Below are 12,800 nucleotides of genomic sequence, written 5' to 3'. Positions count from 1 at the left end.
TATAGTTATTGAAGATTCCGATCGACCATTAACATCACATCCATATTGAAATTGCGATCGACCTATTTATTAGTCTCTCACGGCAGTCGCGACCCCCGACCCCAACTAGCCCTGGAAAACTTGGCTCAACTGCTGTCTCAAAATTTACCAATTTTGAGCAATTCTGCCGCTTCCTCTGTTCCCGCAGTCGGAACCGCCACCTTAGAGTTGGGCCCTGCGCCGCTACACGAGCAAATTTGCCGTTTTGCCGAAGATACCCTCTCCCTGGGATTGACAGAATTACAAATCTTACCCATATTTTTATTGCCCGGTGTTCATGTCGCTGAAGACATACCGGCAGAGGTAGAAATTGCCCAAAAAACTCTTTCTCCCAAACTGAAAATTGAATTGCGGCCCCATTTGGGAACCCAAGAAGCAGGTTTAGCTAACTTGGTGAAAACTCAGATGCAAGATGTGGCTTTTCTCCCTAATTTGCAAGTTCCAAAATGGATTTTACTATCTCATGGTAGTCGCCGTCCGTCCGGCAACTTGACAGTGGAGGAAATAGCTAACCAAGTGGGTGCTGTAGCAGCTTATTGGTCAGTAAAGCCGAGTTTGGAAGAACAAATTGAGAGTTTAGTTCGTGATGGACAGCAGCAAATTGGCATTGTGCCATACTTCCTATTTAAGGGAGGAATTACAGATGCGATCGCCAAAAAAGTCACAGAATTACAGCAGCAATTTTCCACAGCCGAAATTCATCTAGCAAATCCTCTAGGCGCCACTGTAGAATTAGCAGACTTAATTGGAGAGTTAATTCAAAAATGAACCGCAAAGATACACAAGAGGCAAAACAAAAACAAGAGGTAACAATGTCTGTTGGTAAAGTTTACTTGGTAGGTGCAGGGCCAGGAGATCCAGGCTTGATGACGGTGAAAGGAAAAGCTCTGTTACAGTGTGCCGATGTCGTGATTTACGACGCTTTAGTCAGCGCTCAAATTTTGGAGTCAATCAACCCCCAAGCAGAACGAATTGATGCGGGGAAACGTCGCGGCCGCCATTCCCTCATCCAAGACGAAACTACTCAATTATTGATCGAAAAAGCTCAAGATAATGCGATCGTTGTTCGTCTCAAAGGTGGCGATCCGTTTATCTTCGGCCGTGGTGGCGAAGAAATGGCAGATTTGGTCAAAGCTGGAGTTTCTGTAGAAGTAGTTCCCGGTATCACTTCTGGGATTGCAGCAGCAGCCTATGCGGGAATTCCCTTAACCCATCGATCCTACAGTTCCTCTGTCACTTTTGTGACCGGTCATGAATCAGCGGGAAAATATCGACCAGAGGTGAATTGGCAGGCGATCGCCCACGGCTCCGAAACCATTGTAATCTACATGGGGATTCACAATTTACCATACATCATCGGCCAGTTGACAGCAGCCGACTTGAGTGCCGAAACGCCCATAGCTTTAGTGCGTTGGGGAACGCGACCGGAACAGGAAGAATTGATCGGAACTTTGGCTACAATTGTAGAGCAAGTTGAGACGACTGGATTTGCAGCACCGGCGATCGCCGTAATCGGAAATGTCGTCAATTTGCACGGTATATTGTCGGGATGTCGGCCCGTTCATCAGACGGTAGAATAAATTTTGTTTTTCCGATCGCCAATATAGATGTGAGAACGCCGTCTAACGCCTTGGGGTTATCCAGATCCACCGCTTGTAGCAGGCCCGAATCCACCACTGCGGGGGCCCGATCGTCTTCCACCGTTCCATTCAACGCCGCCACCAAAATATCCGCCGTCCTTCCGCTGCCTGCGATCGCCACGATCGGGTGTTTTGCCTTCACGCTCTCCTGTGCATCTTTCCAAGTAATTTCGCCACCATTGATTAAAACGGTGACAGAGGGCAAACCACCGGATAGGACAGTGGGGATCTGCGCGATCCACGCCGACTCATCCCCCCATTGCGAACCCGGAACCAGAACAAAATGGGTGTGATGGGGTTCTAAGGCACAGGCATCTTCTGCCGGAGGTGGCTGATTCGGTAATGTTGCCAAACCGACCGAGGTAACGCCAATCAGAGGAAAAGTGCCACCCGTTTGGTAACGAGCCTCCCCCATCATTTGCATGATACCCGCATCGGTTCCGCCATCGACGACGTAGGCATTTAAGGACTCGGCGAGGGGAGCTAGGACTGTGAGAAAGAGCGATCGCAGCCGTTCCCGATCCACTTCGCTGAGTTTACTGGCACCGCCAACCACCACGATGACCGGACGCGGACTAGAGAGTCCCAGTTGTTCTAGAGTTAGGGTCAGGTCGGCATTGGCTTGAGGATAGAGAGCTTTTGCTGCCAAACCGTTGGAAAATTCGATCGAGAAAGATTCTTGCATGAACAAAAAATACAACTCAGGATAGGAGAATCGCTTCCGGGGACATAGTTATTATGTCCTGAAAATGAGGTTGAGTGGCGATCTCAATCGCCACAATGCGATCGAGCATTCACTCTAACAACCATTCAATTCACTGTTGACTGACAACACTCCGGACAGTTTTTGGAAGGATACTACAAGCTTACGCGGGGCAAGGAGCATAAAAAAGTCGAATTAAATGCCACGTCAGGGGTGGAGCTGACATTGATTTAATTATCCACAGGGGCTGCGAAGTCAAGCGAGAGTAAGCCATTGGGCCATATAAAAACTGTCCGGACTATTGGACTGTTGACTGATAACTGATCCCCCTGAACTCATCCCAACAACTTAGCGATCTCCTTCTCCGTAAACGGCTTCTCACCCTTTTTCAGCTGATCAATCCAGCCTTGCCGCTGTTTTTTGTCCTCTGCCGAATCCGTGCCCTTGATAAACGCTTGAAAATCTGCGATCGCCCCTGGCGTATCCCCCGTCAGCGCCCGGGCCAGCCCACGACTATCTCGAACGTTGACATTGCCCGGTGCAAGTGCCACCCCCGTATCGCACGCCGAGATCACGGTCTTTGCCCCTTTGTGCAGCGCACCGTACCAACACAGCGTATTCCAAGACTCTTGAGAGATCTTCCAGGTTGCGTCGAACTGCTTTGCTTTCTCGAAGGCATCCACTGCTTTCTGAACTTCACCCTCTTGGACTAGGTTTTCCCCTTGGGCGATCGAACCGCCCGCAGCCAACTGTTTAACCTTGTCCTCTGCTGGCACCTTAATGCTGGGCAATAATTTCTGGGCCTGTTGGAACGTCGCGATGGCTAGGCCCACATCGCCTTGCCGCGCGATCGATCGACCTTGATTGACTAAAAACTGGGCCTTTTCCGCATCGTTCCAGGCCAGCCTTTGACAGGTTTCCCCCGCCTCTTTCGCCACGGAGATCATTTCCGCATCCCCACCAAACTGCGTTTCCGGCGCGACTAAAACGGGATGTAAAATTACTCGGTTGCACGCTATTTTCAGCCAATCTTGCCAAGTGCCAAGGCGCCAGAGACGAAGCGTGCGATCGGTACTGCCGGTGATAATGGTTTTACCGTCCGGGCTAAACGCAACTGAAGTGACTGAACCCGTATGTCCCTTGAGAAACTGACCGATGGGTTGACCGGAGATGTCCCACAGGCGAATGGTACGATCCCAACTACCGCTGGCAATGGTTTTGCCATCCGGGCTAAATTTCACCGAGTAGATTGAATTGCTGTGTCCTTTAAACGGTTTACCGATGGGTTTGCCTGAAGTAGTATCCCACAGGCGAATTGTATTGTCCCGACTGCCACTGACGATCTTTTGGCCATCCGGGCTAAATACCGCCGAGTAGACCCCATCCTTATGCCCTTTTAAGGGTTGACCGATGGGATTGCCTGAAGTATCCCACAGGCGAACTTTCCCGTCGCCATAGTTACCGCTGACGATTGTTTTGCCGTCCGGGCTAAATGCCACGGACATGACCCAGTTTGTATGTCCCTCAAAGGGTTGACCGATGGGATTGCCAGAGCGATCCCACAGGCGGAGCGTCTTGTCATTGCTACCACTGACAATGGTTTTACCATCGGGGCTAAATGCCACTGCCTCGACCGAACCTTGATGTCCTTTAAAGGGTTTACCGATGGGTTTGCCAGAGCGATCCCACAGGCGGAGCGTCTTGTCATCGCTACCACTGACAATGGTTTTACCATCGGGGCTAAATGCCACTGAAAAGACCGTACCTTGATGTCCTTTAAAGGGATGACCGATGGGATTGCCATTCGTGTCCCACAGGCGAATTGTCTTGTCATCGCTACCACTGACAATGGTTTTGCCATCGGGGCTAAATTTCACCGAGTATACTCCAAAGTCGTGCCCGGTGAAGGGTTGACCGATGAGGTAGCCGTGACTATCCCACAGACGAATCGTCCCGATATCGTCGCTACTGAAAATGGTTTTGGCATCGGGGCTAAATGCCACGGACGAGACTGCACCCACGTGCCCGATGAGGGGATGACTCAGGAGAGGATTCCCCCGGATATCCCAAACAGAAATGGTTCCATCGAACCCCCCACTGACGATGGCTCTACCCGTGGGACTAAATGCGAGTGACCGAATCCACGCACCCTCATGCCCTTTGAAGGGTTGAGCGATCAGTTTCCCCGAGGTGTTCCACAAACGAATCCGCCCGTCATTGCTGCCACTGGCAATGGTTTTGCCATCGGGGCTCCAGGCCACTGACGCGACCTCCCCCTCATGCCCCGTCCAAGGTTGACCAATGAGTTGACCCTGACGAGTCCACAAACGAACCGTTTTGTCCTTGCCGCCACTGACGATGGTTTTGCCATCGGGACTTAATGCCAGAGAGCGAATCCCACCCTTATGCCCTGTGAAGGGTTTACCGATGGGATTGCCATTCGTATCCCACAGGCGAATCGTCCCGTCCTCGCCGCTACTGACGATCGTTTTACCATCGGGGCTAAATCGGATTGACCAGACATTGCCTTGATGCCCTTTGAAGCTTTGGCTGATGAGCTTACCAGAGATGTCCCACAAGCGAATCGTCCCGTCTGCACCGCCACTGACGATGGTTTTGCCGTCGGGGCTAAATGCCACAGCATAGAGGGCGATTATAGGCCCATTGGTCAGCGGGTCGAGCGGTTCACCGATGGGATAGCCAGAGGTATCCCACAGGCGAATCGTCCCGTCTTTAGCGGCACTCGCGAGGATTTTGCCGTCTGGACTCAACGCTAATGAGTTGACTCCACCGGCTTGTCCCTGAATGAGATTACGTTCTCTGGCATCCCCGGTGGCATCGCGCAAGCTAGACTGGATCTCGGCAAAGGTCTCCTGGTGAACCTCTGGCGATGCAGATTGGCTTTCGCCCGTGGCTTTAATCGCCAGAATGAGTGCCTCTAGGGGATCGGCATCGAGCAGCGATTGGACGCGGCCCGCATTCTCGTCTAACTGGGCAATCTTCGTTTGCTCTTGTGCGTCTAGCCACAGCTTGGTGGTAACAATAGTGGCAAGGGTCATAATCCCGATCGCACCTACAGCCGCTCCCGTTAATAGCATCTTATTTTGGCGTTTGTACTTGCTACTTTTGGCTATATATGCCTTTTGTAACTCGGTTGCGACGGGCTGTTTCTTTTGGGTTTGAATGTCTTTCAACCACGCTTCGGCAATGGCTAATTCACTTCCTCGCAACAGTAAATCGTTGGTTTTATTTTTTTGATCCCATTCGAGCGATCGCTGAGACCATTTTGTATGATTGCGTAAGTGTTCTCTGTCTGTATCGATCGTTCTCACCAATTGGTTGAAATTGGCATTAAAATCCCGATCGTTTTGATTGAAATCAATCCACTGGACTTTGGCTAACTCTGGATGCAGTTCGGCTGAATCGATCGGCTGATGCAGCAGCGTCACAAACCGCTTATTCAACCCAGCGGCATACTCAACCTCCGCCGCACAATAGGGAGACGCGATCGATCGGGGTGAGAGAATAAATAGAAAGTTATCGCAGACTTGAATTCCCTGGTGAATCTCCTGGGCAAAATCTGCGCCCGATGCAATACTTTCCTGGTCAAACCAAGTCGTTTTTCCCTGAAGTTGCAGTTCCTCGTTCAACTTTCTAGCTAAATCCGAATCCGCACGAGAATAGGAAATAAACACATCAAGCGCCTCCGCAGGCGGTTGCCGCAAACTTTCAGCAATAAATTCTTCTTGCAGCGGCGTAGGTGGATGCTGCGATCGTTTCTGTGCCACCTTCAACCACGCCTCAGCACTTCGCAAGTTATAGCCTCGCAGCAGAATACTGGGATTCTTGTGCTGTCGCTCCCACTTCAGTGCTTTGGTCAACAAAACCTTATGCTCGTTATAGTAAGCCTCATCTTGATGCAAAATTTTCAGCAGTTGACTTTCATCGAGCAAGTAATCGTCTTCTTTTACGTTGTCGGTGAGGTCGATATATTGCAAATTTTGCAGCGCATTTGGCATCTTTTCCGCTGAGGTTTCTCGCACTAAAATAGGGATAATTCGCTTATGCAGCGATAGGGCATAGTCTATTTCTTTCCGAACGTACTCGGATTGTACAGAGTCGGGCGAGAGCAGATAGACCAAGTTATCGGTTTGTTCGATTCCCCGATCGATCGCACTCTGAAAATCTTCTCCGGTTTGAATATCGGTTGTATTCGTCCAAACTGTCAAACTTTCTCGCCTCAGACTGTTACGAATTTTCTCCATCGTCGCCTTATCCTGCTCGGAATAAGAGACAAACACCTGAGTCATCAAGTTGTTGCCATTCTTGATACTCTCGGTGATATATTCGCTATGCAGATCGGTGGGGAGACAAGGCAGTTGTTCGTCTTTAAACCGAATTTTCAACCACTCGATCGCTTGTTGTTTCTCATCGCCAACTAACAGCCATCGAAGTTGTTTTTGCTGCCGTTCCCAGTCCAAGGCTTTGGCTAAAAATTGCCTATGCTGCGCTACATAATCGGCCTGACGATTCAGTAATTCAGTCAATCCTGCTAAAGACTTCTCGAAGTCATCAATTCCCTCGCGAAAATACACCCAGTTGATTTTGCCGATCGCCGGGTGCATATTGTTAAAACTCGAATGCAATCCTTTGGCTTTGTAGGCTTCCCACTCCTCGTCAGTTCCCTGGGGTTTTCGCTGCTGCCAAATCTCTCGATCGATCTGTTCGACGTGCAGTAAGGGAATTATCCGTTTGTTGCGCCGAATCGCCAGTTCGATTTCCTTGCCGCAATAAGGCGAGTTGATCGAATGCGGTGCGATGATAAATAAGAAGTTGTCCGATTTCTCGATGCCGTCGTCAATTTGATTTTGGAAATCGACTCCCAGGGGAATATCGTTTTGGTCGAACCAAATATTCAATCCTTGTTCTCGCAATTGCTCGTATAACTTTCTGCCGAAACCTAGACTATCTGCGCGTCCGTAAGAGATAAAAGCGTCAAAAAATGTTGCCATAGTCAGGGATTAGGTAAATGGGGGACGTTGCTGAATACAGTCATTAGTCATTAGTCATTAGTCATTAGTCATTAGTCATTAGTCAACAGTCAACCCTTCGACGAAGTTTATCCTGAGGGAAGTCGAAGGGCTCAGGGCATCGCAGTCATTAGTCAACAGTTGACTGATAACTATTCCCAATCTATACCTCACCTCTCTGAAAACCGCTGTATCTCCTTCTGGGTAAATGGATTCTCACCCTTCTTCAGGGCATCAATCCAGCCTTGCCGCTGTTTTTTGCCCTCTGCCGAATCCGTGCCCTTGATAAACGCCTGAAAATCTTCGATCGCCCCTGTCGTATCCCCCGTCAGCGCCCGAGCCACCCCACGACTATCTCGAACCCCGACATTGCCCGGTGCAAGTGCCACCGCCGTATCGCACGCCGCTATCACGGCCTTTGCCCCTTCGTGGGCGGCACCGTGCAGTGCGCCGTACCAACACAGCGTATGCCAAGACTGTTGAGGGATCTTCCAGGTTGCCTCGAACTGCTTTGCTTTCTCGAAGGCATCCAGCGCTTCCTGAACTTTACCCTCTTGGACTAGGTTTTCCCCTTTTTCGATCAAACCGTCGGCAGCCCACTGTTTAATCCTGTCCTGTGCTGGCACCTCAAGGCTGGGCAATAATTTCTGGGCCTGTTGGAACGTCGCGATGGCTTGGCCCACATCGCCTTGCCACGCGATCGATCGACCTCGATTGACTAAAAACTGCGCATTTTCTGCGTCGTTCCAGGCTGAGGTTTGACAGGTTTTGCCAGCCTCTTTCGCCACGGAGAGCATTTCCGCATCCCTAACAAGCAGCGTTTCCGGTGCGACTAAAACGGGATGTAAGATTAATCGGTTGCAGGCGCTCTTGAGCCAATCTTGCCAAGTGCCAACGCGCCAGAGACGAAGCGTGCCATCGGTACTACTGCTGATAATGGTTTTACCGTCCGGGCTAAACGCAACTGAAGTGACTGAACGTGTATGTCCCTTGAGAAACTGACCAATGGGTTGACCGGAGGTGTCCCACAAGCGAATGTTTTTATCGTAACTACCACTGGCAATGGTTTTGCCATCCGGGCTGAATTTCACCGAGTAGATTGAATTGGTGTGTCCTTTAAACGGTTGACCGATGGGTTTGCCGGAGAGATCCCACAGGCGGAGCGTATTGTCCCGACTACCACTGACGATGGTTTTGCCATCCGGGCTAAATACCGCCGAGTAGACCCCATCCTTATGTCCCTCAAAGGGTTGACCTATGGGATTGCCTGAAGTATCCCACAAGCGAATTTTCCCGTTATAGCCACCACTGACGATCGTTTTGCCGTCCGGGCTAAATGCCACGGACATGACCCAATTTGTATGTCCCTCAAAGGGTTGACCGATGGGATTGCCAGAGCGATCCCACAGGCGGAGCGTCTTGTCATCGCTACCACTGACAATGGTTTTACCATCCGGGCTAAATGCCACTGCGCCGACTAGAGCTTGATGTCCTTTAAAGGGTTGACCGATGGGATTGCCAGAGCGATCCCACAGGCGGAGCGTCTTGTCATCGCTACCACTGACAATGGTTTTGCCATCCGGACTCCATGCCACTGAAAAGACCGTACCTTGATGTCCTTTAAAGGGCTGACCGATGGGATTGCCATTCGTGTCCCACAGGCGGAGCGTCTTGTCCGCACTGCCACTGACAATGGTTTTGCCATCGGGGCTAAATGCTGCTGAGTATACTCCATAGTCGTGCCCGGTGAAGGGTTGACCGATGAGGTAGCCGTGCCTATCCCACAGACGAATCATCCCCTTATCGTCGCTACTGAAAATGGTTTTGGCATCGGGGCTCAATGCCACGGACGAGACTGCACCCACGTGCCCGATGAGGGGATGACTCAGCATAGAATTCCCCCGAAGATTCCAAACAGAAATGGTTCCATCACTCCCCCCACTGACGATGGCTCTATTCGTGGGACTAAATACGAGTGACCCAATCGGCGCACCCTCATGCCCTATGAAGGGTTGAGTGATGAGTTTCCCCGATGTGTCCCACAAACGAATCCGCCCGTCATTGCTGCCACTGGCAATGGTTTTGCCATCGGGGCTCCAGGCCACTGACGCGACCTCATCCTCATGCCCCGTCCAAGGTTGACCAATGAGTTGACCCTGACGAGTCCACAAACGAACCGTTTTGTCCTTGCCGCCACTGACGATGGTTTTTCCATCGGGACTTAATGCCAGAGAGCGAATCCCACCCTTATGCCCTGTGAAGGGTTTACCGATGGGATTGCCATTCGTATCCCACAGGCGAATCGTCCCGTCCTCGCCGCTACTGACGATCGTTTTACCATCGGGGCTAAATCGGATTGACCAGACATTGCCTTGATGCCCTTTGAAGCTTTGGCTGATGAGCTTACCAGAGATGTCCCACAAGCGAATCGTCCCGTCTGCACCGCCACTGACGATGGTTTTGCCGTCGGGGCTAAATGCCACAGCATAGAGGGCGATTATAGGCCCATTGGTCAGCGGGTCGAGCGGTTCACCGATGGGATAGCCAGAGGTATCCCACAGGCGAATCGTCCCGTCTTTAGCGGCACTCGCGAGGATTTTGCCGTCTGGACTCAACGCTAATGAGTTGACTCCACCGGCTTGTCCCTGAATGAGATTACGTTCTCTGGCATCCCCGGTGGCATCGCGCAAGCTAGACTGGATCTCGGCAAAGGTCTCCTGGTGAACCTCTGGCGATGCAGATTGGCTTTCGCCCGTGGCTTTAATCGCCAGAATGAGTGCCTCTAGGGGATCGGCATCGAGCAGCGATTGGACGCGGCCCGCATTCTCGTCTAACTGGGCAATCTTCGTTTGCTCTTGTGCGTCTAGCCACAGCTTGGTGGTAACAATAGTGGCAAGGGTCATAATCCCGATCGCACCTACAGCCGCTCCCGTTAATAGCATCTTATTTTGGCGTTTGTACTTGCTACTTTTGGCTATATATGCCTTTTGTAACTCGGTTGCGACGGGCTGTTTCTTTTGGGTTTGAATGTCTTTCAACCACGCTTCGGCAATGGCTAATTCACTTCCTCGCAACAGTAAATCGTTGGTTTTATTTTTTTGATCCCATTCGAGCGATCGCTGAGACCATTTCGTATGATTCTGTAAGTGTTCTCGGTCTGTATCGAGGGTTCTGACCAATTGGTTGAAATTGGCATTGAAATCGCGATCGTTTTGATTGAAATCAATCCACTGAACTTTGGCTAACTCTGGGTGCAAGTCGGCTGAATTGACCGATCGATGCAACAGCGTCACAAACCGCTTGTTCAAATTGGCAGCATACTCCACTTCCATCGTGCAATAGGGTGAATTTATCGCTTGCGGGGAAAGAATAAATAAGAAATTATCGGACGATTGGATGCCCTGCTCGATCTCTCGCGCAAAATCCGAACCCGATGCAATACTTTCTTGGTCGAACCAGGTCGTTTTTCCCTGTAGTTGCAGTTCGTTATTGAGCTTTCTGGCTAAATCTGAATCGGCACGAGAATAGGAAATAAACACATCGAGGGACTCCAAGGGCGGTTGCCGCAAACTTTCAGCAATGAATTCTTCAATTAATGCTGTAGGGCGATGCTGCGTCCGTTTCTGCCCTACCTTCAACCACGCCTCTGCACTTCGCAAGTTATAACCTCGCAGCAGAATACTCGGATTCTTATGTTGTCGCTCCCACTTCAAGGCTTGAGTTAGGAACACTTTATGCTCGTTATAGTAAGCTTCATCCTGATGTAAAATCTTCAGCAATTGACTTTCATCGAGCAAGTAATCGTCTTCTTTTACGTTGTCGGTGAGGTCGATATACTGCACGCCCTGCAATGCTTTGGGGAGCGAGTCTGCTGAAGTTTCCCGCACTAGAACGGGGATAATTCGTTTCTGGAGCGATACGGCATAGTCTATTTCTTTCCGAACGTACTCGGATTGTACAGAGTCGGGCGAGAGCAGATAGACCAAGTTATCGGTTTGTTCGATTCCCCGATCGATCGCACTCTGAAAATCTTCTCCGGTTTGAATATCGGTTTTATTCGTCCAAACAGTCAAACTTTCTCGCCTCAGACTGCTGCGAATTTTCTCCATCGTTTCCCGATCCATATCGGAATAGGAGATAAACACGTGAGTCATCAAGTTGTTGCCATTCTTGATGCTTTCGGTAATATATTCGCAGTGCAAGTCCGTCGGAACGCAAGGTTGTTGTTCTTCTTTAAATCTAATTTTCAGCCAAGCTTCGGCTTGCTTTTTCTCGTCCCCAACTAACAGCCATCGATTTTGTTTTTGCTGCCGTTCCCACTCCAAGGCTTTGGCTAAAAATTGCGTGTGCTGTTTTACATACTCGGCGTGGCGGTTTAGTAACTCTATCAACCCGGCTAAAGATTTATCAAAATCATCGATTCCCTCGCGAAAATACACCCAGTTAATTTTGCCGATCGCCGGGTGCATATTGTTAAAACTCGAATGCAATCCTTTGGCTTTGTAGGCTTCCCATTCTTCGTCGGTTCCCTGGGGTTTTCGCTGCTGCCAAATGTTGCGATCGATCTGTTCGACGTGCAGTAAGGGAATTATCCGTTTGTTGCGCCGAATCGCCAGTTCGATTTCTTTACCGCAATAGGGTGAATTGATCGAATGCGGCGCAATGATAAATAAGAAGTTGTCCGCTTTCTCGATGCCGTCGTCAATTTGATTTTGGAAATCGACTCCCAGGGGAATATCGTTTTGGTCGAACCAAATATTCAACCCTTGTTCTCGCAATTGCTCGTATAACTTTCTGCCGAAACCTAGACTATCTGCTCGTCCGTAAGAGATAAAAGCGTCAAATATTGTTTTCATGAGGAAGGGATAGGTAAATGGGGAATAGGAAATTGGGAAATTTCCATCGAATTAAAAGATTTTAGAGAGGGCGAAGGGTAGACCCCAAAACCGCACAACCTCTGTTCCTAATTAGTGAAGGTTGCCTCGGCATAGTTATTAGGCGGTACTTTCTCCACAGCACTGGCTTTACAAATCCTTGCCTGTTTAACTGCGGAGTTATAGAGCTTGGGGCGGGCATCGTACTTCAAGGTATGAACTTTAACGCTTCGTGACATACTCCCACATCAAATCTGAGTACAGATTATGATGTGGGCTTCTTAACAGCCCGATGAAGGGTATGTAAGATTTCCTTCTGGTACGCTTTATCCATAGAACCAACTATGGAAAGATTCCCACTACAGCGTTTTATACTGGGGAAAATGCCCAACCCCAGTCTTTTTAGGTTAATCGCAGCATTAAGATCGCGATCTACCATCAAAGAATTTTGCTCGTCCCAATACTCTCGAATATTGCAATCGGTGAAAACCATTTCATTCCGATAACACAGAAG

Annotated in this window: 6 protein-coding genes and 1 pseudogene; 2 read left to right on the top strand and 5 right to left on the bottom strand. The window is 49.9% G+C overall.

All coding sequences use genetic code 11. From position 1 onward, the window contains the following. Positions 1-45 precede the first annotated feature (45 nt). Together ACBR23_RS14475 and cobA are read left to right on the top strand one after the other, a co-directional pair. Positions 46-807, top strand: coding sequence for a sirohydrochlorin chelatase (locus ACBR23_RS14475; RefSeq protein WP_371119769.1), 762 nt, complete (start codon positions 46-48; stop codon positions 805-807). Further along, complete coding sequence (cobA, locus tag ACBR23_RS14470; protein WP_341738550.1) at positions 804-1,619, top strand: uroporphyrinogen-III C-methyltransferase; 816 nt, start codon at positions 804-806, stop codon at positions 1,617-1,619. Before ACBR23_RS14475 ends, cobA begins: the two co-directional genes overlap by 4 nt. On the opposite strand, the gene ACBR23_RS14465 is transcribed toward cobA, so the two are convergent. From ACBR23_RS14465 to ACBR23_RS14445, 5 genes and pseudogenes are all read right to left on the bottom strand, one after another. Further along, on the bottom strand, positions 1,564-2,364 hold the full coding sequence (locus tag ACBR23_RS14465) for a hypothetical protein (protein ID WP_341738551.1): 801 nt from the start codon (positions 2,362-2,364) through the stop codon (positions 1,564-1,566). The two genes, cobA and ACBR23_RS14465, sit on opposite strands and share 56 nt — an antisense overlap. A 353-nt stretch (positions 2,365-2,717) precedes the next feature. After that, complete coding sequence (locus tag ACBR23_RS14460; protein ID WP_371119768.1) at positions 2,718-7,394, bottom strand: TIR domain-containing protein; 4,677 nt, start codon at positions 7,392-7,394, stop codon at positions 2,718-2,720. 188 nt (positions 7,395-7,582) lie between these two features. After that, the gene (locus ACBR23_RS14455; protein WP_371119767.1) at positions 7,583-12,268 is read right to left on the bottom strand and encodes a TIR domain-containing protein; all 4,686 of its coding nucleotides are present in this window, start codon (positions 12,266-12,268) and stop codon (positions 7,583-7,585) included. 107 nt (positions 12,269-12,375) lie between these two features. Beyond that, positions 12,376-12,525, bottom strand: coding sequence for a hypothetical protein (locus tag ACBR23_RS14450; RefSeq protein WP_341738554.1), 150 nt, complete (start codon positions 12,523-12,525; stop codon positions 12,376-12,378). 26 nt (positions 12,526-12,551) lie between these two features. Beyond that, a pseudogene (locus tag ACBR23_RS14445) lies at positions 12,552-12,800 on the bottom strand (RNA-guided endonuclease TnpB family protein); the annotation flags it as partial.

Origin of the sequence: Microcoleus sp. (genome assembly GCF_041354475.1) — a bacterium.
Lineage (GTDB): Bacteria > Cyanobacteriota > Cyanobacteriia > Cyanobacteriales > Microcoleaceae > Microcoleus.
This window is presented reverse-complemented; position numbering and strand designations above follow the sequence as displayed.

Coding starts and splice junctions, on each gene's coding strand:
- ACBR23_RS14460 (WP_371119768.1), bottom strand. CDS start 7,394: ATGGCAACATTTTTTGACGCTTTTATCTCTTACGGACGCGCAGATAGT.
- ACBR23_RS14465 (WP_341738551.1), bottom strand. CDS start 2,364: ATGCAAGAATCTTTCTCGATCGAATTTTCCAACGGTTTGGCAGCAAAA.
- cobA (WP_341738550.1), top strand. CDS start 804: ATGAACCGCAAAGATACACAAGAGGCAAAACAAAAACAAGAGGTAACA.
- ACBR23_RS14450 (WP_341738554.1), bottom strand. CDS start 12,525: ATGTCACGAAGCGTTAAAGTTCATACCTTGAAGTACGATGCCCGCCCC.
- ACBR23_RS14455 (WP_371119767.1), bottom strand. CDS start 12,268: ATGAAAACAATATTTGACGCTTTTATCTCTTACGGACGAGCAGATAGT.